We start from the raw sequence: 23,118 nt of genomic DNA, 5'->3' as shown, positions 1-23,118 counted from the left end.
CGCGCCCGTACGCGGGACGCGGGTTCGACCGGTCGACGTGGTGGCCGACCACGGCCGCGCCCGCGCCCGCGCGGGACGCGGCGGCGTTCAGGGCTCCGGGTAGACGATGCGGTGGCACAGGGCGGGGAGGCTCCCGTCGGCGAGGCGCGGCATCACCGCCGGCAGCTCCTCGAACGGGCTCTCCCCGGTGACCAGTGCGTCGAAGACGGGGTCGGACAGCAGCTCCAGTGCGAGGTCGAGACGGTCGCCGTGCCCCCGCGACCCCCGGCGCGCGGGGGAGACCGCCCCGACCTGGCTGGAGCGCACGGTCAGGCGGCGCGAGTGGAAGCCCTCGCCCAGGGGCACGCACACCCGCCGGTCCCCGTACCAGCTCATCTCCACCACCTCCCCCTCGTCGCGGACCAGCTCCAGGGAGCGCTCCAGCCCCGCGGGGTCGGCGCTGGTGTGGAAGACCCGGTCGCGCCCGACGCCGGCGTCCCCGGGGAGCGCGAACTCCACCCCGAGCCGCTCCGCCAGGTCCGCGCGCCCGGGGTCGACGTCCACCAGCTGCACCCGCACCCCCGGCACCCGGGAAGCCAGCCGGGCCACGGTGCACCCGACCATCCCCGCGCCGACCACCGTCAGCCGGTCGCCGAGCAGCGGCGGGGCGTCCCACAGCGCGTTCACCGCCGTCTCCACCGCCCCCGCCAGGACCGCACGCCCCGGGGGCACGTCCCCGGGCACCGGCCGCAGCGCCCCGACCGGGAGCACGAACCGCGTCTGGTGCGGGAACAGGCTGAACACCGTCGTGCCCACCAGGTCCGGCGCGCCCTCCTCCACGACGCCGACGTTGAGGTAGCCGTACTTGAACGCGGAGCCGAAGTCCCCCTCCTGGAAGGGCGCCCGCATCACCTGCCGCTGGCTCGGCGGCACCGCGCCGCGGAACACCAGGGCCTCGGTGCCCCGGCTCACCCCCGAGTACAGGGAGCGCACCACCGCCTCGCCGGGCCCGGGAGGGGGCAGCACGCCCTCCCGGATCTCGCCCTCGCCGGGCGACCCCACCCAGAACGCCCGTGCCGTACGGCTCATGACCCTCCTCCTCGCCGTGCGCCGGTCCCGTGTCCGACGGCCCGCGTGCCGCCCGCCCCCGGCCCGGCCCGCCACAGCCCCGCCACGTCGCGCCCGAAGGACCAGGCCAGCAGTGCCAGGGCGCCCGCGGCCAGGGCCGTCGCACCCCCCGCGGGAACGACCGGGGCGGCGGCCGCCACCAGGGCCACGCCCTGGACGGCGGCCACCGCCTTGCGCGCCCGGCTCGGCGCCAGCGGTCCGCGCATCCACGGCGCCGCCCGCCCGGCGGCGACGAACGCGTACCGCATCGCGCCGATCGCCAGCACCCACCACCCCAGCTCCGCGGCCACCCGCACGCTCAGCACCAGGATCAGGAAGGCGTCCGCCTCCATGTCGAACCGCGCCCCGAACGACGACTCGGTCCCCGTGCGCCGGGCGACCAGGCCGTCCACGAGGTCCAGGGCCAGGGCGACCGACGCCAGGGCGACCAGGGGCCAGGCCGGACCGCCGTCCGCCACCAGGGCGACCACGCCGCCGATGAGCACCGACCGCGCCAGCGTCACCAGGTCCGCGGGACCCAGCCGGGACCGCCCGGACCTGCGCACCGCCCACGCCACGGCGGCCGCCCCCGCCAGCAGGAAGCCGGTACCGGCCGCCCAGCCCGCCGGGCCCAGGCCCGGGGCCCACGCGAGCAGCACCAGCAGCGCCGCCTGCGCGCACGCGGCGGCCCCCAGGGCCGCGGGATCACCCACGCGGACCGTCCAGGTGCGGGAGGTCGTGGCCCAGCCGGTCCCGCTTGGCGGTCAGGTACGCCACGTTCTCCCGGCGTGCGGGCATCAGCAGCGGAACCCGGGAGGCCACCTCCACCCCGTGCTCCCGGAGCGCCCGCACCTTGGCCGGGTTGTTCGACAGGAGCCGCACCGACCGCACCCCCAGGTGGAGCAGGATCCGCGCGGCCGGACCGTAGTCGCGCACGTCCACGGGCAGCCCCAGGGCGGTCGCCGAGTCCACGGTGTCCAGGCCGTGCGCGTCCTGGACGGCGAGGGTGCGCACCTTCTCCACCAGCCCGATACCGCGTCCCTCGTGTCCGCGCAGGTACACGACCACGCCCCGTCCCTCGGCGCAGATCAGGTCCAGGGCGGCCTCCAGCTGGTCCCCGCACTCACAGCGCAGCGCTCCGAAGACGTCGCCGGTCACGCACTCCGAGTGCGCCCGGGCCAGCACGTCCTCGCCCCCGCACACCTCGCCCAGGACCAGCGCGGCGTGCTCCCGGCCGTCGGAGGGGTCCCGCAGGGCCACGATGCGGAACGGCCCCCGCCTGGTGGCGAGCTCCGCCTCGGCCACGGCCGCGGGGCCCACGGCCGGCGCTCCCGTGCCCAGCCCCTCCGGCCCCGCCCCGTCCGAACGGCTCCCGTCCGCCCCGCCCACGCCCTGACAGCTCATAAGCCCCCTCGATCCGTCTCGGAACAGCGGCCACACACGCCCGGTGCCCGGTGGCCCCCCGGGGAAAACCTCGCACAGGTCGGGCGCGGGTCCGGGGAGGCGCGGGCCGGGGGCGGCGGGGGCTCCGCCCCGTCCCCGGGCCGGCGCGGGCGCTCCCCGGCCCGTCCGGCCGAAGGCGTCGGGGCCCGTTCCGCGGGCCGCCCCGCTCCGCCCTCCACGACCGGGGGCAGGTCGGGGGCCTTGGCTGGAAAGCGCTTGCCCAGTAGGGTGGGCCACCCCGGCACGAGGAGGCGCCGCCCGTGGACATCCCCCGGAGCCCCGTCCTGAGAAGAAGCCCCCTGGTCGCAGGTGTGTGCGCGGTCGTCCTGGCCGCCTCCGCCGGCCCCGCCCCGGCCGAGCCGCGGGACGGCCCGGGGATCCGGCTGGAGCGGCTGGACCGGGGCCTGGTCGCGGTCCAGGCCGAGGACGGCGTCCTCCTGAGCTGGCGGCTGCTCGCCCACGAGGTCACCGGGCACACGGACACCGGGCTCAGGGGGCCGAGGTTCGCCGTGTACCGGGACGGCAGGGGCATCGCGACCGTGGCGGACAGCACCAACCTCCTCGACCCCGGGGGCTCGGAGGACTCCCGGTACGAGGTCGTGCCGCTGCCGAGGAGCTCCGGCGGACGGCTCGACATCGGTCCCGCCGGCGAGGCGTCCGTGTGGGCGGACGGCCACCACGACCTGCCCCTGCGCAAGCCGGAGGGCGGCACGACCCCGGCGGGGGAGAGGTACGGGTACACCGCCAACGACGTGGCCGTGGGAGACGTGGACGGCGACGGCCGGTACGAGTTCGTCGTCAAGTGGGAGCCCACCAACGCCAAGGACGTCTCCCAGCGGGGGTACACCGGCAACACCTACGTGGACACCTACACCCTGGAGGGCGAACTGCTGCACCGCGTCGACCTGGGCGTGAACATCCGCTCGGGGGCGCACTACACCCAGTTCCTCGTCTACGACCTCGACGGCGACGGACGGTCCGAGCTGATGCTCAAGACCGCGCCGGGGACCAGGACGCTGTCCTTCGACGGGGACGGGGGCGTGACGGAGGAGTACGTGACGCTGCCGGAGGAGGACGTCGCGGCCGGCCACGGCCACGGCGACGACCACCGGATGAGCGCGGCGGACTACCACGAGCACCTGGTCGGGATGTTCCAGGACTGGCACGGGCACCCCGAGGTGGTGGCGGGGAACTGGCCGGGCACCGTGGAGGAGGCCCTGGGCCTGGAACCGGAGTACGACCACCCGCTCGACAGGGACGACGCCGCCGCGCTCGCGGACTTCTTCGTGGACGAGTACGCCCCGGGGCGCAGCGGGCGCAACCTGCTCCGGGAGTTCGAGGGCTTCGTCGTGGACGGCCCGGAGTACCTGACCGTCTTCGACGGCCTGACCGGCGCGGAGCTGGACACCGTCCGCTACGAGCCGGGCCGGGGCGACGACGGGCTCCTGTGGGGCGACTACGCCATGGCGCGCATCGAACCGGGCAACCGGGTCGACCGCTTCCTGGCGGGCGTGGCCTACCTGGACGGCGAGCGCCCGTCGGCGGTGTTCGCCCGGGGCTACTACACGCGCTCGGCCGTGGCGGCCTACGACTTCGACGGCGAGTCGATCCGCCGCCGCTGGCTGGCAGACAGCGGACACGTCCCGATGGACAACCCCTTCGACGCCTCGCCGCACGCGGGCCGGGGCTCGGACCCCGCGCTGGGCGCGCTGGCCGGACAGGGGTTCCACTCCCTGGACGTGGCCGACGTGGACGGGGACGGGCGCCAGGAGATCGTCTACGGAGCGGCGACGCTGGACGACGACGGGACGCTCCTGTACTCCTCGCACGCCCCCGGGCCCCCCGGAAGCGCGGTGGAGGGCGAGTACACCAAGCTCGGGCACGGCGACGCGATGCACGTGGGGGACCTCGACCCGGACCGGGACGGCCTGGAGGTCTGGACGGTGCACGAGGGGGGCGCGCACGCGCCCTACGGCTTCGCGATGCGCGACGCCGCCACGGGGGAGGTCCTCTTCGGCGGGTACACGGGCGTGGACACCGGCAGGGCCATGGTCGGCGACATCGACCCGGACGTCCCCGGGCTGGAGGCGTGGTCCTCGATGCCGCCCGGCGACGACGTCGAGGCCGGGCTGTGGAGCGCCGGCGGGGAGTACCTGGGGGACAGGACCCCGGGCACCGACATGAGCATCCGCTGGGCCGCCGACATGACCACCCAGGTCGTGGAGCGCACCGGGACCGGGGAGCAGGCGCAGGTCCCGGCGGTCGTGGACTGGAGGCGCGGCACGCTGCTCACCGCGGAGGGGACCCTCACCAACAACGGGACGAAGGGGAACCCCGCCCTCGTCGCGGACGTGCTCGGCGACTGGCGGGAGGAACTGGTCCTGCGCACCGCGGACAGCACGGCCCTCAGGATCCACACGAGCACCGAGGTGACCGACCGCAAGCTTCACACGCTCATGCAGGATCCCCAGTACCGGGTGGGCGCGGCCCGGCAGCAGACCGGTTACAACCAGCCCGCCCAGCCGTCCTTCCACCTGGGGTCGGACACCGACTGGGCGAGGGTCCCGGTGCCCGACGCCGTGTACCCGGAGTAGCCGTCGGGCGTGCCGGCGGCCGGGGCCGTCGCGCGGGGCCCCGGCCGCCGCCCGGTTCGGCCGCCGGCCGCGGCCCCGGGGCCTGCGCTACCGTGCGGACTCCGGCACCCGGCCGCGCACCGTGCCCGGGAGCGGTGCCGGGCGGAGGAGGGCGCGCGGATGGGCTCGGTGGGCGAGGTGCTGCTGGCGGTCCTGGTCGTCGCCGTGGTGGGCGTGGTCCCGCTGGTCGTCATGGGGGCGGGCATGGTGCGCGAGATGCGGGACGGGTCCGGTCCCGGCGACGGCCACCGGGGCGGGGGCGAGGGCGGGTCCGGGGGCGGTGACGGCGGGGGAGGGGGCGGCGGCTGCTGAGAGCCCCCGGCCACGGCCCCGCGGACCCCCGCCGATCCGGTCCGTCATCGGCATCGCGGTGCGGGTGCGCAGCTCGTACCCGCCCACGGCCGGGACGCCGCGCGGTCAGGAGCGGTACGCGGCGGTGGACCCCCGCACCACCAGCTCCGGGGTGAAGAGGACGCGCTCGTGCCGGTGGCCGGGGTCGTCGAGCTCCGAGCGGAGCAGCCGCATCGCCGCGCGCCCGAGGTCGTACTTGGGCTGGGCGACGGTGGTCAGCCCCGGGTGGACCAGGTCGGCGAGGTCGACGTTGTCGTAGCCGACCACCGAGATGTCGTCCGGCACGCGCAGGCCGCGCCGCCCCAGGCCCTTCATGAGGCCGAGGGCGAGCTGGTCGTTGGCGCAGAACACCGCCTGCGGCCGCTGGCGCGGACCGCCGGCCAGCACCGCGTCCACGGCGCGTTCGCCCTGCTGGGGGTTGAGCAGCGGCTGTTCGACCACCCGGACGTGGGCGCCGGGGTCCATGCCGGACTCCGTGAAGGCGTCGAGCAGCCCCTGGTGGCGGCGCCGCACCTGCTCGATGGCGAAGGGCCCGGTCAGGAAGGTGACCCGCTCGTGTCCCAGGCCGATGAGGTGGCGCCCCGCGGCGAGGCCGCCCGCGTGGTTGTCGACGCTGACGCTGCACCCGACGTCCTCGGCGACGTCGCCCCGGTCCAGCGCGACCCAGGAGGTGCCCTGGTGGCTCAGCCACAGCAGGTCGGACAGGTCGTCGTCCACCGGCATCACCACCGCGCCCGCGGCGCGCTGCTCGGCGAGCAGGCGCACGTTGCGCCGCTGCCTGTCCTGGGCCTCGGCGGAGTTGAGGAGCACCACGGCCAGCCCCGCCCCGGCGGCCTCGTCCTCCACGCCGCGCGCGACCTCCGTGAAGAAGGGGTTGGTGACGTCCAGGACGAGCAGGCCCACGGATCCGCTGCGGCCCGACCGCAGGCTGCTGCCGGAGGAGTTGCGCACGTAGTCGAGCTCGGCGATGGCGGCCTCGACCCTGGCCCTGGTGGCCTCGGCGACGCGCTCGGGGCGGTTGAGGACGTTGGAGACGGTGCCCGGGGAGACCCCGGCGTGCCGGGCGACCTCGGTGATGCCCACGGAGGGGCGGGTGGATCGGGGCCTGGTGGACAAGGAGCTTCTCCCGGGGCGTGTTCGGACGGTCATCAGGGAACTGCGCGAACGCATGCTACTGATCCGGCCCCGATGCGCGGGGCATCATGCTCACACCCGGATTGAAACGTGTCAACAACCATCCCGTGACGGGGCCTTCCCGCGCCTCGGTATCCGGGGTCGGCCGACCTCCTCCCGAAGGCCGTTACCAGGGCGATACCTGGCAATTCCATAGTGATCCTCTTGACGGGGGTGTGTGTTCCACTTAACATCCCCTTCATATTAAAACGTTTTTGTAATGTTCGACGGATCCCCGTCGAACCAGCACCGGAGAAGGAGGGCACGTGGACCCGACAGAGGTCCCTCCACCCCTCGCGCTGGTGGACGTCACCAAGTCCTTCGGGAGCGTCAGGGCCCTGCGGGGGCTGTCCCTGGAACTGCGCCCCGGGGAGATCCACGCGCTGGTCGGCGAGAACGGGGCCGGCAAGTCCACCCTGGTCAAGACCATCGCTGGCGTACACCGGCCCGACAGCGGGCAGCTCCTGGTCGACGGGGTCCCGACCGCTTTCGGGGCGCCGGCCGACGCCCAGCGCGCCGGCGTCGCCGTCATCCACCAGGAGCCCACCCTGTTCCCCGACCTGTCGGTCGCCGAGAACATCTTCGTCGGCCGCCAGCCCCTCACCCGCCTGCGCACCATCGACCGCAAGCGCATGCGGAGCGACACCGGGGAGGCCTTCGCCCGCCTCGGCGTCGGCATGGACCCCGACCGCCCCGCACGCGGCCTCTCCATCGCCGACCAGCAGCTCGTCGAGATCGCCAAGGCCCTCACGCGGCGCGCCCGGGTCCTGGTCATGGACGAGCCCACGGCCGCACTCTCCGGGGTGGAGGCCGAACGCCTCTTCACCGTCGCCCGCACCCTGCGCGACTCCGGGGCGGCCCTGCTGTTCATCTCCCACCGCTTCGACGAGGTCTTCGCCCTCTGCGACCGCATCACGGTCGTCCGCGACGGCGCGTTCGTCTCCTGCGACCCCACCCCCGACCTGGACGTGGACACCGTCGTGCGGCGCATGGTCGGACGCGACGTCACCAGCCTCTACCCCAAGGAGGACGCCGAGCGCGGCGACACCGTCCTGGAGGTCGACGGACTCACACGCCGCGGCGTGTTCGCCGACGTGTCCTTCCGGGTGAGGGCCGGCGAGATCGTGGCCCTGGCCGGCCTCGTCGGCGCCGGGCGCAGCGAGGTCGTCCGCGCGGTCTTCGGCGTCGACCGCTACGACGCGGGCGCCGTCCGCGTCCACGGCACGCCCCTGCCCGCGGGCCGCCCCAGGGCGGCCATGGCCGCGGGCATGGCCCTGGTCCCCGAGGACCGCCGCCAGCAGGGCCTGGTCATGGAGTCCTCCATCGAACGCAACGCGACCGCCACCCGCCGCCGGCCCCTCAGCCGCTTCGGCCTCCTGCGCCCGCGCGCCGAGCGCGACTCCGCCCGCGAGTGGGGCGAACGGCTCGAACTCCGCTACGGCCGCATCGACGACCCCGTCTCCACCCTCTCCGGCGGCAACCAGCAGAAGGTCGTCCTCGCCAAGTGGCTCTCCACCGAGCCGAGGGTGCTGTTCGTGGACGAGCCCACGCGCGGCATCGACGTCGGGACCAAGGCGGAGGTCCACCGCCTGCTCTCCACCCTCGCGGGACGGGGGCTCGCCATCGTCATGGTCTCCAGCGAGCTCCCCGAGGTCCTCGGCATGGCCGACCGGGTCCTGGTCATGCACGAGGGCAGAATCACCGCCGAGATCGACCGCGCCGACGCCGACGAGGAGTCCGTCATGTACGCGGCCACCGGACAGCGACCGAACGGGGCCGCCCGATGAACGCACCCCCCACCGCCCCCGGGGTCTCCGCGGCGGCCCCTCCCCGGACCCCCGGACGCCCGGCCCGGCGCCGGTGGCAGTTCCGCGAACTCGGCGTGCTGCTCGCGGTCGTCCTGCTGATCGCCGCCACCTGGCTGCACAACCCAGGGTTCCTGTCCGCCCAGGGCGTCCGCGACCTGTTCCTGGGCGCCACCGTCCTGGCGGTCCTGGCCGCCGGCCAGGCCCTCGTCCTCATCACCAGGAACGTCGACCTCTCGGTCGGATCGGTGATGGGGCTGTCGGCCTTCGGCACCGGCGCCCTCTTCGTGGCCCTCCCCGGCCTGCCGGTCCCCGTGGCCATGCTCGCCGGCATCCTCATCGGCCTCGCGTGCGGGCTGGCCAACGGCCTGCTCGTCACGACCGCACAGGTACCCGCACTGGTCGTCACGCTGGGCACCCTCTACGCCTACCGGGGCCTCGGCCACTGGTGGGCGGACGGCGGCCAGGTCAACGCCACCGACATGCCCGCGTCCTTCCTGCTCCTGGGCCGGGTCGGCGTCCTCGGCGTACCGCTGCCGGCCGCGATCGCCATCGCGGTGGTCGCCGCCGTCGGCTTCTACCTCGCCAACCACCGCTCCGGCCGCGAGCTGTACGCCATCGGCTCCAACGCCGACGCGGCACGCCTGTCCGGCATCCCGGCGGGGCGCCGGATCATCCTGGCCTTCGCCGCCAACGGAGCCCTGGCGGGCCTCGCCGGGGTCCTGTTCGCCGCCCGCTACGGCACCGTCGACTCCACCGTCGGCACCGGCATGGAACTCCAGGTGGTGGCCGCCGCGGTCGTCGGCGGCGTCGCCATCGCCGGCGGCGTCGGCACCGTCTACGGAGCCGCCCTCGGCGCCGTCCTGCTCACCACCATCACCGCCGCCCTGCCCATCTGGCAGATCAACCCGTTCTGGCACCAGGCGGTGGTGGGCACGCTCATCCTGGCCGCCATCGGCCTGGACCGGCTGCTCGCGCTGCGCACGGCGCGCAAGCTTCGAGGAGGAGGTGCCCGTGGCGCCTGAACGCACCGCCGCCCCGGCCCGGGCGGCCGCACCGGACACGCGGACGGCCGGCTCCCGGGCCAGGGCCCTGCTCTCCGCCCGGGAGGCCCCCGTCGTCGGCGCGCTCGTGGTGGCCCTGCTCGGCGCCGGACTGTTCGTCGACATGTTCGCCACCGGCCGCAACATCGACTTCCTGGTGCTGAGCATCGCCGCCATCGCCCTGATGGCCCTGCCGATGACGCTCATCGTCATCACCGGCGAGATCGACCTGTCGGTGGCCAGCACGCTCGCCCTCACCAGCGCCACCCTGGGCGTGCTCTGGGAGGCCGGGATCCCCATCGAGACGGCCCTGTGGATCTGCCTGGCCGTCGGCGCGGCGCTGGGCGCGCTCAACGGGTTCCTGGTCACCGTCTGCGGACTGCCCTCCCTGGCCGTCACCATCGGCACCATGGCCCTGTACCGGGGGCTCGCCTACGTGCTCCTCGGCGACCGCGCCGTCGCCAGCTACCCCCGCGACTGGATCGGCGGAGCCCGCGCGCCCTTCCTCGGCATCGAGGGCCTGCCGTGGATCGCCGTGGCCGTCCTCGTCCTGGCCGCCGCCTTCGCGGTCCTGCTCCACGCCACCGGGGTCGGCCGGTCCCTGTTCGACATCGGCAACAACGACGAGGCCGCCCGCTTCTCGGGGGTCCCCGTCGCGTGGACCAGGTTCTGGCTGTTCACGCTCAGCGGCGTCGTCGCCTCCGGCGCCGGGATCTTCTGGACCCTCCAGTACGGCACCTCCCGCGCCGACACCGCCTTCGGCCTGGAGCTGCAGGTCGTCGCCGCCGTCCTCCTCGGCGGGGTGTCCATCTTCGGCGGGGTCGGCTCGGTCCTGGGGGTCATGAGCGGCGTCCTGCTCCTCGGGACCATCCGCAACGCCCTCCAGCTGTTCGGCATCAGCAGCGAGGTCCTCCAGATCGTCACCGGCCTCATCCTCATCGCCTCCGTCGTCACCCCCAACATCGCGGCCCGGGTCCGTGCCGCACGCGAACCCGGCCCCCGACCCGCGGCGGACCCCGCGCCCGACCCCACCCAGGGAGAACCCTCATGACCGACCCCCGCCCCCGACACCTGCTGCTGGCCGCCTCCGCGTTCGCCGTGCTGATGACCGCCGCCTGCGGCGGCACCACCATCGACGACGCGCAGGAGGAGGAAGCCTCCGGTCCGACCGGTACCGCCGACCCGGACGCCGAGATCCCCGAGGGCCTCAGGATCGACTTCCTGCCCAAACAGCTCAACAACCCCTACTCCGACATCGTCAACGAGGGCGGCGCCGTCGCCGTCGAGGAGCTGGCCGGGGAGTTCACCGAGCGGGGCGGCACCGAACCCACCGCCGACTCCCAGGTCGAGTACATCAACGCGGCCAGCCAGGCGGGCAGCGACGTCATCGTCATCGCCGCCAACGACCCCGACGCGGTGTGCCCCTCCCTCGACCAGGCCAGGGACAACGGCGCCGCCATCGTCGGCTACGACTCCAACGCCAGCTGCACGGACATCTTCGTCAACCAGTCCTCCGACGAGCTCATCGGCCGCACCCTGGTCGAGATGATCTCCGAGCAGATCGGCGGCGAGGGCACCTTCGCCGTCCTGTCCGCCACCCCCAACGCCACCAACCAGAACTCCTGGATCGCCGCCATGGAGGAGGTCCTGGCGGAGGAGGAGTACGCGGGCCTCGAACTGGTCGACACCGTCTACGGCAACGACGACGACCTCCAGTCCTTCCAGGAGATGCAGGGGCTCATGCAGTCCCACCCCGACCTGGACGGCGTGGTCTCCCCGACCACCGTCGGCATCGCCGCGGCGGCCCGCTACGTCAGCGACTCCGAGTACAAGGGCGAGGTCGCCATCACCGGCCTGGGCACCCCCAACCAGATGCGCGAGTTCGTGGAGGACGGCACCGTCGACTCCTTCGCGCTGTGGAACCCGGAGGAGCTCGGCTACCTCGCCGGGTACGCGGGAGCCTCGCTGAGCGCGGGACGCATCACCGGGGCCGAGGGCGAGACCTTCGAGGCCGGGGACCTGGGCGAGTACACCGTCGGGGCCGACGGCGAGATCGTCCTCGGCCCGCCGACCGTCTTCGACGTCGACAACATCGACGACTTCGACTTCTGACCCGGCCCACCGCAGTCCGCGGCGGGCGGAGGGGAGCCCTCCGCCCGCCGCCTTCCACCCACCGGGAGGACCACGCCGTGCAGCGTGTCTGCTTCATCCTCAAGGTCCGCGCCGACCGCCTCGACGAGTACCGGGAACGGCACGCCGACGTCTGGCCCGAGATGCGCGAGGCGCTCTCCGCCGCGGGCTGGCACAACTACTCCCTGTTCAGCACCGACGAGGGCACCGTCGTCGGCTACCTGGAGACCGACGACTTCGACGCGGCCCGGGAGGCCATGGCGCGCACCGGCGTCAACGCCCGCTGGCAGGCCGAGATGGCGCCCTTCTTCGAGGGCCTGTCCGGCCGCCCCGACGAGGGCATGGTCCCACTGACCGAGCTCTTCCACCTGCCCTGACCCCTCTCCCGCCCTCCTCGGCACGGGCCGCCCCCGCGGGCCGGGCGGGCGGGCGGGGCCGGGGCCCGCCGGCGAGCCCCGGCCGGGGCGAAGGGTCAGCCCGCGGGGAGCTCCACCCGGATCTCCCCGCCCAGGGAGGCCCCGCCCTCCAGTTCGAGGTCGTCGCCGCTCCAGAACCGCCCCGGATCGTAGTACCCGGTGCGGCGGCCCCTCGGCAGCAGCCCCATCTCCTCGTAGGTCAGGGCGATCACCTCGGCGCAGTAGGCGGTCTCCAGCGCCCGCTCGCGCGAGCGCCTCCCGAACGGCAGGCGCCGCAGGGGCAGGCGACCGCGCGCCCACCTCGCCGCCAGCTGCGCGGTGGAGGGGAAGGGGGTGCCGTCGAGCCGCGCCACGGCGCGCAGGGCGGCGTCCTCCATCGCCCGGGTGGCCAGGGGGTCGAGCTGGCGGACCCAGCCCTGCTGCCCGTACTTGCGGCCCCACACCAGGACGGCGTCGCGGAGGTCGTGCAGCTGCACGCCGCGCTGGTGCCGTCCCGTCCACACGTCGGGCAGGGAGCGGCCCAGCTCCGCGTGCCACATCAGCGGTGGGAGGTCCTCCACCACGATGGACATGCCGACGTGGTTGACGGGGCTGTTGGTGGTGATCTGGATGGCGCGGTCGGGCACGCTCGTGCCCCGGAAGACCCACACGTCACCGGTCCGGGTGAGCTCCAGCGCCTCGTTCAGGGACATACTCGTGTCTGCCACAGGGATAGCCTAGGCACATGCGATGGTGGAAAGTCCTTGGAGTGGCCGCTTTCGTGGGCGTCGCGGCGACCGGCGCGGTGATCGCGCGCGCCGAGCGGCAGCGCCGCGCCTACACGCCCGAACAGGTCAGGGACCGGTTGCGCGCACGCGTCGCCGAGGCCGAGGCGGCGCAGGGCCCCGCCGCGTCCGCCCCGGCGCTCCCCGCGCCCGACGACCCCGGGATGCCCGCCTGGCGCCAGATGCTGCTCGGCGCCGTGAGCCGCCACCCCAGGGTCGACCGCGGCCCCGGCCACGAACCCCGCGAAGGCGGCCCCGACCGGGCCTGACACCCCTCCGGCCTCCTCCCGGGGCGTGCCCCCGGAGCCCCCGGCCCCCGGTCGGGCCCCGCCGGAACGGTGCCGGCCTCCCCGCCTCCGTCCGTCCCTCCGGGGCGGTGCGACGCCGTTCGGCGCCCGCTCCCGGTTCCCGGGGTTCCCCCGGCGCCCGGAGCGCTTCTCCCGCCCGGGGGTCTTCCCGCCGCTCCGTGCCATGCCCGGCGGAAGGGGCAGCCGCGTCCCGCGACTCTCCCGCGCCACCGCTTTCCCTGCCGTCCCGCGGCCCCCTCGCGCCGCCGGGCCCGCCCGGAGCGCGTCCCTCCGCCGTCCCGCCTGTCGTGGCCGGCGGTCCGGTCCGGTGCGTTCGGTCACGGGGCGCGGCCCGTCCCCGACCGGCGGGCCGCGGCGTACCGCTGTCGTCGGGCCGGGGGACGCGCCGCCCCGCAGGGGTCTGACCTGGGCGGACGCGGACCGGGTGGTTCGTCGCGGGCCGCCCGGGAGCGGTCGGCCGCCGGGCCGCCGTGTGCTCGCCCTTTGTTACCGATGGGTATTACCGACTGGTAGGTTCTCCCTGTCGCGACGACCGCGAGCCGGCCGGGAGAGGAAGCAGGGGGAGAGCAGTGCACGAGGGCGTCCTGTCCAGGCTCAGACCGGTCCCCGACAGCCGGTTCCGGCTCTTCCTCCTCCACCACGCCGGCGGATCGCCCCTCGGCTACCGCCCCTGGGTGCGCCGCTTCCCCGACGACTGGGACGTGTGCCTGGTGGAGGCGCCCGGACGCGCACACAGCGCCGACGCGGAGCCCTTCCGGGACGCCGGGGAACTGGCCGAGTACCTCAACGGGCGCGTGGGCCACGAGCTGGACCGCCCCTTCGGGCTCTTCGGGCACAGCATGGGCGGGCTCGTCGCCTACGAGATGGCGTCGCGGCTGGCCGTCGGGGACCGCGGGCCCTCCTGGCTGGGGGTGTCGGCGTGGAGTCCCGCACCCGGCCCCGAACGCGACCGTCCCCGGCACCTCCTGCCCTCCGACCGCCTGCGCGACGGCATCGCCGCCATGGGCGGGACCCCCGCCGCGGTCCTGGCCGACCCCGACCTGTGGCGGCTCGTGGAGCCCCTCGTCCGCGCCGACCTCGAACTGGTCGACACCTGGCGGCCGGAGCCCGGCGCGGAGAGGCTGCGCGTGCCCCTGTCGGTCTTCGGCGGCGAGGACGACCCCGGCATGCCGCCCCGCCGGCTCGACGCCTGGTCCGACCACGTCGACGGCCCGGTCGAACGGCACTCCCTGCCCGGCGGGCACTTCTACTTCGTCGGGAGCATCGACGACGTGACCGGGCGGATCACCAGGGACGTCCGCGCGGCCCTCGCCGCGGGCGTGTAGTCCCCGGCCGCCGCCCGGCCCCGCCGCCCCGCCTCAGCCCCCGACGGCGATGACGTAGCCGGGCCCGTCGGCGCCGAGCACCACCCCTCCGGCCCCGTCCGTCCCCAGCCGGACGCCCCCGCCCGAGGCGGCGGCCTCCGGCCGGGCGGCGTCCAGGTCGGCGGGCGCCGCCGCCACCGGAGTGTGCGGGCCGTCGGCCAGGTGCACCAGCACCACCTGCCCGGCGAGCGTCCTGACGAACGTCATGTGGTGCGGCCCCGCGTCCAGCCAGCGCAGGCCGCCGGTCCTCAGGGCGGGCAGTTCCCGCCGCAGCGCCAGCAGCCGGGTGTACGCGTCCAGGATGCCCCGGTCCCACGCGCCGGGCCGGTGCCAGGGCATGGGCCTGCGGGCGTTCTCCCCGTCGTGCCCCTCCAGGCCGATCTCGTCGCCGGCGAAGAGGAACGGGGCGCCGGGCAGCGTCACCTGGGCCGCCACCCCGACCTCGTGCCGCAGCGGGTCGCCGCCCACCACCGTCCGGAACCGCGCGGAGTCGTGCGTGCTCAGCGCGTTGACGCTGTGCGTCAGCACCCGCCACGGCAGCCCCGCGTTCGCCGCGCGCATCGCCCGTACCGCGTCCTCGGCGCCGTTCCGGGGCAGCGGCGCCCGGGTGGTCAGGTACTTCACCTCCTCCGGCGCGGTGTTCAGCCAGCTCCACACCGGGCGGGTGAACCCCGCGTAGTTCATGACCCCGTGCCACCCGTCGTGGTGGGTGTCCGGCCCGGCGTCGTGGAAGTGCTCGGCCAGCAGCCACGACCCGTCGCCGCCGCGTGCGGCGTCCACCTCGCGCATCCGCGCGGCGATCTCCCCGGACACCTCCCGGTTCAGGTCCTGGGCGCCGTGGCGCCCGGTCATGTTGGCCACGTCGATCCGCCAGCCGTCCACCGGGTCCTCCCCGGTCAGCCACCGCACCAGGACCGAGTCGTCGGCGCCGTAGACCCTGCGGCGCAGCTCCGCCGAGGCGTAGTCCAGTTTCGGCAGCGTGCGCACCCCGAGCCAGCCCACGTAGTCGTCGGGGTGCTCGGTGAAGTAGTAGAACCCCGCCTCGACCGAGTCCGGGTCGGTCCGGGCCGTCCGGAACCACTCGTGGGCGTCCCCGGTGTGGTTCGTGGTCAGGTCGCCCATCACCCGCATACCGCGCTCGTGGGCGGCCCGCACCAGCTCGCGCAGCGCCCGGTCGCCCCCCAGCAGCGGATCCACCTCGGAGAACGTGGAGGCGTTGTAGCGGTGCGTGGACCGCGCGGGGAACACGGGGGTGAGGTAGACGACCTCCACACCCAGCCGCGCCAGGTGGTCCAGGCGGCGGCGCACCCCGTCGAGGGTCCCGCCGAAGTACTCCAGGGACGCCGTCCGGCCGAGGCCCTCGGGCTCGTCGTCCCAGGAGCGCGGCAGCGCCCAGTCCGGGTGCTCGGCAGGGGGGTCGGTGGAGTCGTCGTCCCGGGCGAACCGGTCCGGGAAGACCTGGTAGACGCTCGTGCCGGGAACCCACGCGGGGGGCGGCGGCCCGGCGATGAGCCGGAAGTCCCCCGCGTCGGTGACCTCGTGGCCGTGGGCCCCCTCCTGGTTGAGCCACGTGTACCGGGCTCCCCGGACGACGGCGAACCGGTACCCGGTCACCACCGGGCGCAGGGCGACCGACGCCTCGAACCAGGCGGTGCCGCCGACCGTCCCGGCCTCCTCGGCCCGGACGAGGACGCCCTCGCCGTCCTCCACGACGCGGACGTACACCGCGTCCGCGCCCCCGGGGACGCGCACGCGCAGGACCGCCTGCCCGTCCTCGACGCGGACGTGGTCGGGGGACCCGTCGTGGTGGGGGTCTCCGGCGAACTTCATGGGGCTGCTCCGGTGCGCTCGTGTGCTGGGGCGCCCGCCGGCCGGCGGGCGCACGCGACCGGACCCCGCCACACGGGCGGGGTCCGGAGCGCCAGTATCGCAACGGAGACCGGAGGGGGCGACCGGTTCCGTGCCCCTGCGGGCCGCGGGTCCGGGTCCCGGGCCGGTCAGCCCCCGGCGTTCACGGCCATCTCGTAGGCGAGCTCGGGGATGAAGGAACCGGCGGGTCCGGCGCAGCCGTCGGCCTCGCCGGGGAGCTTCACCCACAGGAAGGCGTCGATGAGCGGGTTGCCGGTGTCGGTCGTGCTGGGCGTTCCCAGGGCGCGTCCGGCCGGGTCGCACCACTCGTCGCCGGGCGCCGGGCCGTTGCCGTTGCGGCTGGTGTCCACGACCGCCCCGAGCCCGTCCAGGCCGGTGGCGCCGATGATCGCCTCGGCGTACGCGACCTCGTCCGCGGTGGTGCGGTAGTTGGAGGTGTTGACGGCGATGCCGTCCGCGCTCTCGGCGACGTCCACGCCGTGCAGCAGTTCGGCGACCTCCGCGGGGGAGTGCCATGCGGAGTGGCCGGAGTCGATGTACACGCGGGCCTCGGAGGAGCCCTCCTTGAGGGTCCGCCCCGCGTACGCCAGCGAGTCCATGACCTCCGCCGGCGGCTGGCCAGCGCAGGAGCCCATGAGGGAGAGGGCGTCGGGCTCCACGACGATCGTCGCGGGGCGGTCGTCGAGCCCGGCGGCGAACGCGTCGATCCAGGCCCTGTACGAGGCGTGGTCGGGCGCGCCGCCCCCGCTGTGGTTGCCGCAGTCGCGTCCGGGGACGTTGTAGACCACGATGATCGGCACGGCGCCGGCGTCCTGGGCGGCGCCGGTCAGGGCGGCCACCTCGGACTCGACGGTGTCGGGGTTGTAGCGGGTGAACCAGGTCGCCTGGGCCACCCCGGCGATGCGCTCGCCGATGACGGAGGCGCGGGGGTCGCCCGGGTTGTCGGCGACCCAGTTCGCCGCACCGGTGTCGGGGTTGACGTAGAAGGGCGCGTCCTGGGCGGCGGTCCGCGCCGCATCGGCGCCGGGCGCCGACGCGGCCCCGACCGGCGCGGCGCCGCCGGACAGCAGTGTGCCGAGGGCCAGGGCGCCGACGGCCCCCAGGGCCGCTGATCTGCGAATCATCGTGACTACTCCTCGTGCGAGCGGGGGACAGGGGTAGTTGGGAGCGCTCCCAGTCGTGGCGCACCACGATAGGCAACGGTGAACTCCGTGTAAAGGGGTCGTGACGATCGGGTCCCGGTACCACCCCGAGGGGTCGGCGGTTCGCCCCGCAGGCGCGCCGGCGCAGGGGATGCAGACTCTTCCCCCGCCCCCCTGTCGTGGTCGTTGGTCCCGGGTTACGGTTGTGGTATGAGCCTTGAGCTGCCAACCGACCGACTCCTCATCCGGGAGTGGGAGCTGGGCGACGCCGAGGACGCCCTGAAGATCTACGGGGCCGACGAGGTCGCGCACTGGCTGACGCCGGAGTGGCATCCGGTGAACGAGACCGACGCGATGCGCTCGGTCCTGCACGCCTGGATCGAGGCCGGACCCAACCTCATCCCGCCCGCGGGCCGCTGGGCGATCGTCCGGCGACAGGACGGGCAGCTGGTGGGTGGACTGTCGCTCAAGCTGCTCCCGCCCTTCGAGGAGGACTTCGAGCTGAGCTGGGCGCTGCGCCCGGACGTGTGGGGCCGCGGCTACGCCACGGAGGCGAGCCGGGCCGTCATCGCCTGGGCGTTCGAGCAGGGGATCGAGGAGGTGTTCGCCGTCGCGCGTCCGCGCAACGAACGGGCCATCGCCGTCGCCCGCCGCCTGGGCATGGAGTGGGTGGGCGAGACCGAGAAGTACTACGACATGCGCCTCCAGGTCTTCCGCCTGCGTCCCGGCTGACGGAGGGGGTCGCGTGCGGCCGGCCGGGTCTGCCGGCGGGCCGCACGCGCGCGGCCTCCCACGCCGTCCGGCGAGCGGGCTCAGGCGCCCAGGAGCTGGTCGATCCGCTCGGTCTCCTCCTCCGACAGGCGCACCGCCGCGGCCGCCGTGTTCTCCTCCAGGTGCGCCACCCGCGACGTGCCCGGGATCGGCAGCATCACCGGCGAGCGGTGCAGCAGCCACGCCAGGGACAGCTGGACCGGTGTGACACCGTGCTCGGCGGCGACCGCCGCCAGGGGCGACTCCGGGCCGGCCAGCTCACCGCGCCCCACCGGGGCCCACGGCAGGAACGCGGTCCCGTCCTTCTCGCACTGCTCCAGGACGTCCTCCGACTGTCGGAAGGACGGCGCGTACTGGTTCTGCACCGACGCCACCGGGGTGATCGCGCGGGCGGCCGACAGTTCGTCGACCGTCACCTCGCTCAGGCCGATGTGCCGGATCTTGCCCTCCTCGCGCAGTTCGACCAGCGCACCGAGCTGGTCGGCGAGCGGCACCCCGGGGTCGATCCGGTGGAGCTGGAGCAGGTCGATCCGCTCCAGGCCCAGGCTGCGCAGGCTCAGCTCCACCTGCTGCTTGAGGTACTCGGGCCGCCCCAGCACGTGCCACCGGCCGGGACCGGTGCGCGCGAACCCCGCCTTGGTGCCGATGACCAGGTCGTCGGGGTAGGGGCGCAGGGCGTCCCGGATCAGCTGCTCGCTGATCTGGGGGCCGTAGGAGTCGGCCGTGTCGATGAAGGTGATGCCGAGTTCGACCGCGCGCCGCAGGACGGCCAGCGCCTCGTCGCGGTCGCGGGGCGGCCCCCACACCCCCTCGCCGACGATCCGCATCGCACCGAAGCCCAGCCGGTGGACGGGGAGGTCTCCGCCGAGGGCGAAGGTCCCCGACCGCTCTGCGATGTCTGGTGTGGCGTGCACGTCGGTCACGGTGTCCCTTCCGGGCGGCGCTGGGGCCGCGGTCGCGTCCTGGCCCGAAGGCCTCTGCCGTGGCGCGGTCGCGGTGTGCCCGGACGCGCGCTCCCGGCGGTGTCGCGGGCAGGATCTCAGCCGGAGGGGGGCGCCGCAAGGCGCCACGGTGCCGGGGGGAGTCCCCAGGGCGCCGGAGGGGGCCGGACGCGAAGCGGCCGTCCCCGACCGGGCTGCGCTCCCCGCATCCGGTGCGGCGGCGGAACACGAGGGGCGAGGTCGGCGCCCCGGACAGGGGATCCCCGCGGCCCCGGTCCCCCGGTCCCGCTCGGGTCGCCGGGGCCCGGAGGAGCCGTCAGCGGTCGGACCGGCCCCCGGAGGGGACCGCCCGCGCCTGGACGATGCGGACGGCCGGGAGCAGCGTCACCCGCCGTTCACCGCAGACGCAGCGCTGATAGCTGACGACGCCCTCGCTGGTGGGGTGGTCGGACTCGGTGGACCAGAGGTGTTCGTGCCGTGTACCCATGGCCCCCAGTCTGATGTAATGGCATTATGCATCTCAACCCTTACGGCCAGGGGCCGCTGTCGCTCGCGGTGGACCTGGTCAACCGCCCGCCGACGGGCGCGGAGGATCTGGAGCGGCGCTGCGCCGAGGTGGGGTTCGTCCTCGCGCGGGCGGTCGGCGAGGACGACGTCGAGGCCGTCCGGGAGTTCCTGGGCCTGTGGGAGGGGGTGGTCGACAGCTCCGACCGCCCGACCCGCGCCGCGCGTCTGAACGCCCTGCTCGCGGAGTACTCCTCCGCCCCGCGCCTGACCGACCACGCCGGCACCGGATGGCACCTGCACTACCGGCCCGACGTGCTGCCCGCCCACCGCCAGGTGGCGGCGCTGGTCTCGGTCGGCACCGCCCTGCACCTGACCGGTCGGGGCATGGACCGCCTCGGCCGGTGCGCGGCCCGTGGCTGCGCACGCGTCTACGCCGACTTCTCCCGCAACGGGCGCCAGCGGTACTGCTCGCCCGCCTGCGGCAACAGGGACGCCGTGCGCCGCCACCGGGCCCGCGCCGACGACCGCGAAGGCGCGCTGTAGGGCGGCGGGGGCTCGGTGCGGCCGCTCCGGACGCGGCAGGGGCCCGGGGGCCGGGGTCCGCCGGTCGGGCGTCATCCCGCCGCGCCGCCCGTCTCCCGCCTCCCGTGCCGCGCCGCCCGCCTCCGCTCCGGGGAAGGCCGCGCGGCACGGCCTCAGCGGCCGGAGCCGCGGCGCGACACGGAGGCGAGGTCGGACTCGATGCGCGAGGCCGTCTCCAGCAGGGCGGGCAGCAGGTCGCGGCGCACGTCCTCGATCGAGGAGCGGTTGGCGTGCGCCGACACGTTCGCGGCCGCGATCACCCGCCCCTCCGCGTCGCGGACGGGGGCGGCCAGTGAGCGCAGCCCCTCCTCGAGCTCCTGGTCCACGATCGAGTACCCCTGCTCGCGCACCCGCCGCAGCTCGGCGCGCAGCTCGTCCGGGTCGGTGATGGTGAACCGGGTCAGGGGCCGGAGCTCCACGCGGCCCAGGTAGGCCTCCAGGTCGCGCTCGTCGCGCCCGGCCAGCAGCACCCGCCCCATCGAGGTGGCCGAAGCGGGGAACCGCGTGCCCACGGTGATGGCGACCGCCATGATTCGGGAGGTCGCCACGCGCGCCACGTACAGCACGTCGTCGCCCTCCAGCACCGACACGGAGGCGGACTCGTGCACCCGGGCCGAGAGGTCCTCCAGGTGGGGCTGGGACACGTCCGGCAGGCCGGCCGAGGCCACGTAGGCGTAGCCGAGGTCGAGCACGCGGGGGGTGAGGGAGAACAGGCGCCCGTCGGTGCGCACGTACCCCAGGTCGGCCAGGGTCAGCAGGAAGCGGCGGGCGGCGGCGCGGGTCAGGTCGGTCTCCCGCGCGACCTCGCTGAGGGTCATCGACGGCCGCTCCGCGGAGAAGGCGCGGACGACCGTCAGGCCGCGTTCCAGGGACTGCACGAAGTGGGCGCCGCGGGCCGGTTCTTCTTCGTCGGGCATGTGGTCTTCCTGGTTCGGGTGTGGGCCTGGGGACGGGCGTCCCCAGAAATGTTCTCATACCGAACAGGTGTGGCCGTCCGTGTCGGCATCTTGACCCTGTCGGGGATCGGCGCTACCTTCGTACCCAAGGTGTTCGCTGTGAGAACATCCATTCGCTATACGAACGGGAGGTTCTCCATGATCGTGCCCCTGGACGAGGCGGTACGCGAACTCGTCCACGACGGCGACACCGTCGCCCTGGAGGGGTTCACCCATCTCATCCCCGTGGCGGCGGGGCACGAGATCATCCGCCAGGGCCTGCGCGACCTGACCCTGGTCCGCATGACCCCGGACATCGTCTACGACCAGCTCATCGGCGCCGGATGCGCGCGCAAGCTCGTCTTCTCCTGGGGCGGAAACCCCGGCGTGGGCTCGCTGCACCGCTTCCGCGACGCCGTCACCCACGGCTGGCCCGTCCCGCTGGAGATCGAGGAGCACAGCCACGCCGGCATGGCCAACCGCTACGTCGCGGGGGCCTCCGGTCTGCCCTTCGCCATCCTGCGCGGCTACGCCGGCACCGACCTGATCGGGAACAACCCCAACATCAGGACCATCACCTGCCCCTTCAGCGGGCAGGAGCTCGCCGCCGTCCCCGCGATCAACCCCGACGTCACGGTCGTGCACGCCCAGCGCGCCGACCGCGACGGCAACGTGCAGCTGTGGGGCATCACCGGCGTCCAGAAGGAGGCCGCCCTGGCGGCCGAACGGGTCCTGGTCACCGTGGAGGAGGTCGTCGACGCCCTCGACCCCGTCCCGGGCCAGGTCGTCCTGCCCGCGCGGGTCCTCGACCGGGTCAGCGTCGCCGCGGGCGGAGCCGCGCCCTCCTACGCCCACGGCTACTACGAGCGCGACAACGAGGCCTACCGCGCCTGGGACGCGATCGGCCGCGACCGCGAGGCCTTCACCGCCTGGCTCGCCGAACTCACCGCGACCGCGCCGCCCCCCGCCGGCCCGGCCGCCCCCGAGCCCGCCGGGAGGGGCCTGTGACCACCGTGGCCTGGACCTCCGACGAGATCATGACCGTCACCGCGTCCCGCTCGCTGCGCGACGGCATGTCGTGCTTCGTCGGGATCGGCCTGCCCAGCACCGCCGCCAACCTGGCCCGCCGCACCCACGCCCCCGGCCTGTGGATGATCTACGAGTCCGGGACGCTGGGCACGGTCCCCGACCGCCTGCCGCTGTCCATCGGCGACGGGAGCCTCGCCGACGCCGCCGACACGGTGGTCCCGGTCCCGGAGGTCTTCAACTACTGGCTCCAGGCCGGGAGGATCGACGTCGGCTTCCTCGGCGCCGCCCAGCTCGACCGGTACGCCAACATCAACACGACCGTCATCGGCGACTACGCCGACCCGCGGGTGCGCCTGCCGGGGGCGGGCGGGGCGCCCGAGATCGCCGCGTCCTGCCGCGAGGTGGTCGTGGTCATGCGGCACAGCCGGCGGGCCTTCGTGGAGCGGGTCGACTTCGTCACCTCGGTCGGCCACGGCTCCGGTCCCGGCGACCGCGAGCGGCTCGGCCTGCGCGGCGCCGGCCCGGTGCGGGTGATCACCGACCTCGGCGTCCTCGAACCCGACCCCCGCACGCGCGAGCTCGTCCTGACCGGCGTGCATCCGGGCGTGGGGGCGGACGAGGTCCGGGCGGCGACCGGATGGGACCTCGCGGTGGCCGAGGGGCTGGAGGTCACCCCCGAGCCCACCGACGCAGAGCTCTCGGTGCTGCGCTCCTTGACGGGGGCCGCCTGAGGGGGCGGCGGAGGCGCCGCCCTACAGTTACCTAACAGTGTTAGGTTCCATCTCGCCCGCGGCCGGGCCCGACCCGGCCGCACCACCCCCAGGAG

Annotated in this window: 23 protein-coding genes; 13 read left to right on the top strand and 10 right to left on the bottom strand. The window is 74.9% G+C overall.

Annotation, left to right across the window (positions count from 1 at the left end; all coding sequences use genetic code 11):
• Positions 1-87: 87 nt before the first annotated feature.
• From ACFQBR_RS08140 to ACFQBR_RS08130, 3 genes are read right to left on the bottom strand one after another with little or no spacing between them, the layout of a single operon-like run.
• Positions 88-1,068, bottom strand: coding sequence for a zinc-dependent alcohol dehydrogenase (locus tag ACFQBR_RS08140; RefSeq protein WP_267949864.1), 981 nt, complete (start codon positions 1,066-1,068; stop codon positions 88-90).
• A complete protein-coding gene (locus tag ACFQBR_RS08135; protein ID WP_267949865.1) occupies positions 1,065-1,799 on the bottom strand; it encodes a CDP-alcohol phosphatidyltransferase family protein in 735 nt (244 codons plus the stop codon). The genes ACFQBR_RS08140 and ACFQBR_RS08135 overlap by 4 nt, the downstream gene beginning before the upstream one ends.
• Entirely contained in the window at positions 1,792-2,490 is a 699-nt protein-coding gene (locus tag ACFQBR_RS08130; RefSeq protein ID WP_344180547.1) for a GTP cyclohydrolase II, read from the bottom strand. The genes ACFQBR_RS08135 and ACFQBR_RS08130 overlap by 8 nt, the downstream gene beginning before the upstream one ends.
• 299 nt (positions 2,491-2,789) lie before the next feature.
• On the opposite strand from ACFQBR_RS08130, the gene ACFQBR_RS08125 reads away from it, so the two are divergent.
• Both ACFQBR_RS08125 and ACFQBR_RS08120 read left to right on the top strand, forming a co-directional pair.
• Positions 2,790-5,123 carry a rhamnogalacturonan lyase gene (locus ACFQBR_RS08125; RefSeq protein WP_465264163.1) on the top strand — a complete coding sequence of 778 codons (2,334 nt, stop codon included), beginning with the start codon at positions 2,790-2,792 and terminating at the stop codon, positions 5,121-5,123.
• 159 nt (positions 5,124-5,282) lie between these two features.
• Complete coding sequence (locus tag ACFQBR_RS08120; protein WP_344181351.1) at positions 5,283-5,474, top strand: hypothetical protein; 192 nt, start codon at positions 5,283-5,285, stop codon at positions 5,472-5,474.
• A gap of 105 nt (positions 5,475-5,579) precedes the next feature.
• Here the strand turns inward: ACFQBR_RS08120 and ACFQBR_RS08115 are convergent, their stop codons facing one another.
• Positions 5,580-6,662 carry a LacI family DNA-binding transcriptional regulator gene (locus tag ACFQBR_RS08115; RefSeq protein WP_378552651.1) on the bottom strand — a complete coding sequence of 361 codons (1,083 nt, stop codon included), beginning with the start codon at positions 6,660-6,662 and terminating at the stop codon, positions 5,580-5,582.
• Between the two features lie 290 nt (positions 6,663-6,952).
• Between ACFQBR_RS08115 and ACFQBR_RS08110 the strand changes: the two genes are divergently transcribed.
• From ACFQBR_RS08110 to ACFQBR_RS08090, 5 genes are all read left to right on the top strand, one after another.
• Positions 6,953-8,473 carry a sugar ABC transporter ATP-binding protein gene (locus ACFQBR_RS08110; protein ID WP_344181353.1) on the top strand — a complete coding sequence of 507 codons (1,521 nt, stop codon included), beginning with the start codon at positions 6,953-6,955 and terminating at the stop codon, positions 8,471-8,473.
• Positions 8,470-9,516 carry an ABC transporter permease gene (locus ACFQBR_RS08105; RefSeq protein WP_344181355.1) on the top strand — a complete coding sequence of 349 codons (1,047 nt, stop codon included), beginning with the start codon at positions 8,470-8,472 and terminating at the stop codon, positions 9,514-9,516. The genes ACFQBR_RS08110 and ACFQBR_RS08105 overlap by 4 nt, the downstream gene beginning before the upstream one ends.
• Entirely contained in the window at positions 9,500-10,585 is a 1,086-nt protein-coding gene (locus ACFQBR_RS08100; RefSeq protein ID WP_344181357.1) for an ABC transporter permease, read from the top strand. Before ACFQBR_RS08105 ends, ACFQBR_RS08100 begins: the two co-directional genes overlap by 17 nt.
• Positions 10,582-11,646 carry a rhamnose ABC transporter substrate-binding protein gene (gene rhaS / locus ACFQBR_RS08095; protein ID WP_344181359.1) on the top strand — a complete coding sequence of 355 codons (1,065 nt, stop codon included), beginning with the start codon at positions 10,582-10,584 and terminating at the stop codon, positions 11,644-11,646. Before ACFQBR_RS08100 ends, rhaS begins: the two co-directional genes overlap by 4 nt.
• 77 nt (positions 11,647-11,723) lie before the next feature.
• The gene (locus ACFQBR_RS08090; protein ID WP_344181361.1) at positions 11,724-12,041 is read left to right on the top strand and encodes an L-rhamnose mutarotase; all 318 of its coding nucleotides are present in this window, start codon (positions 11,724-11,726) and stop codon (positions 12,039-12,041) included.
• Positions 12,042-12,136: 95 nt separating this feature from the next.
• On the opposite strand, the gene ACFQBR_RS08085 is transcribed toward ACFQBR_RS08090, so the two are convergent.
• Complete coding sequence (locus tag ACFQBR_RS08085; protein WP_267950374.1) at positions 12,137-12,772, bottom strand: hypothetical protein; 636 nt, start codon at positions 12,770-12,772, stop codon at positions 12,137-12,139.
• A 56-nt stretch (positions 12,773-12,828) separates the two neighbouring features.
• Between ACFQBR_RS08085 and ACFQBR_RS08080 the strand changes: the two genes are divergently transcribed.
• Both ACFQBR_RS08080 and ACFQBR_RS08075 read left to right on the top strand, forming a co-directional pair.
• A complete protein-coding gene (locus ACFQBR_RS08080; protein ID WP_267949875.1) occupies positions 12,829-13,113 on the top strand; it encodes a hypothetical protein in 285 nt (94 codons plus the stop codon).
• Positions 13,114-13,721: 608 nt separating this feature from the next.
• On the top strand, positions 13,722-14,477 hold the full coding sequence (locus tag ACFQBR_RS08075) for a thioesterase II family protein (protein WP_344181363.1): 756 nt from the start codon (positions 13,722-13,724) through the stop codon (positions 14,475-14,477).
• A gap of 33 nt (positions 14,478-14,510) precedes the next feature.
• On the opposite strand, the gene ACFQBR_RS08070 is transcribed toward ACFQBR_RS08075, so the two are convergent.
• Positions 14,511-16,346 (bottom strand): glycoside hydrolase family 13 protein, encoded by a 1,836-nt coding sequence (locus ACFQBR_RS08070; RefSeq protein WP_344181364.1) that lies wholly within the window; start codon positions 16,344-16,346, stop codon positions 14,511-14,513.
• Positions 16,347-16,513: 167 nt separating this feature from the next.
• Entirely contained in the window at positions 16,514-17,509 is a 996-nt protein-coding gene (locus tag ACFQBR_RS08065) for a glycoside hydrolase family 6 protein (RefSeq protein WP_344181365.1), read from the bottom strand.
• 228 nt (positions 17,510-17,737) lie between these two features.
• Between ACFQBR_RS08065 and ACFQBR_RS08060 the strand changes: the two genes are divergently transcribed.
• Positions 17,738-18,259, top strand: coding sequence for a GNAT family N-acetyltransferase (locus tag ACFQBR_RS08060; RefSeq protein WP_267949879.1), 522 nt, complete (start codon positions 17,738-17,740; stop codon positions 18,257-18,259).
• Between the two features lie 80 nt (positions 18,260-18,339).
• On the opposite strand, the gene ACFQBR_RS08055 is transcribed toward ACFQBR_RS08060, so the two are convergent.
• Together ACFQBR_RS08055 and ACFQBR_RS08050 are read right to left on the bottom strand one after the other, a co-directional pair.
• Positions 18,340-19,221: an aldo/keto reductase gene (locus ACFQBR_RS08055; RefSeq protein WP_344181366.1), complete on the bottom strand. Its 882-nt coding sequence runs from the start codon at positions 19,219-19,221 to the stop codon at positions 18,340-18,342.
• Positions 19,222-19,555: 334 nt separating this feature from the next.
• Positions 19,556-19,726 carry a hypothetical protein gene (locus ACFQBR_RS08050; RefSeq protein ID WP_267949881.1) on the bottom strand — a complete coding sequence of 57 codons (171 nt, stop codon included), beginning with the start codon at positions 19,724-19,726 and terminating at the stop codon, positions 19,556-19,558.
• A gap of 26 nt (positions 19,727-19,752) precedes the next feature.
• Here ACFQBR_RS08050 and ACFQBR_RS08045 point away from each other — a divergent pair, with 26 nt between their 5' ends.
• Positions 19,753-20,289: a CGNR zinc finger domain-containing protein gene (locus ACFQBR_RS08045; protein ID WP_267949882.1), complete on the top strand. Its 537-nt coding sequence runs from the start codon at positions 19,753-19,755 to the stop codon at positions 20,287-20,289.
• A gap of 152 nt (positions 20,290-20,441) precedes the next feature.
• Here ACFQBR_RS08045 and ACFQBR_RS08040 read toward each other — a convergent pair whose 3' ends face one another.
• Complete coding sequence (locus ACFQBR_RS08040; protein ID WP_267949883.1) at positions 20,442-21,245, bottom strand: IclR family transcriptional regulator domain-containing protein; 804 nt, start codon at positions 21,243-21,245, stop codon at positions 20,442-20,444.
• Between the two features lie 177 nt (positions 21,246-21,422).
• Here ACFQBR_RS08040 and ACFQBR_RS08035 point away from each other — a divergent pair, with 177 nt between their 5' ends.
• Together ACFQBR_RS08035 and ACFQBR_RS08030 are read left to right on the top strand one after the other, a co-directional pair.
• Positions 21,423-22,271, top strand: coding sequence for a CoA transferase subunit A (locus tag ACFQBR_RS08035; protein ID WP_344181367.1), 849 nt, complete (start codon positions 21,423-21,425; stop codon positions 22,269-22,271).
• Complete coding sequence (locus ACFQBR_RS08030) at positions 22,268-23,023, top strand: CoA-transferase subunit beta (protein WP_344181368.1); 756 nt, start codon at positions 22,268-22,270, stop codon at positions 23,021-23,023. Before ACFQBR_RS08035 ends, ACFQBR_RS08030 begins: the two co-directional genes overlap by 4 nt.
• The last annotated feature ends 95 nt before the right edge of the window (positions 23,024-23,118 follow it).

Origin of the sequence: Nocardiopsis tropica, assembly GCF_042660575.1 — a bacterium.
In the GTDB taxonomy this organism is placed as follows: Bacteria; Actinomycetota; Actinomycetes; order Streptosporangiales; family Streptosporangiaceae; genus Nocardiopsis; species Nocardiopsis tropica.
The sequence above is the reverse complement of the archived record's forward strand: the minus strand, read 5'-3'. Positions and strand labels throughout refer to the sequence as shown.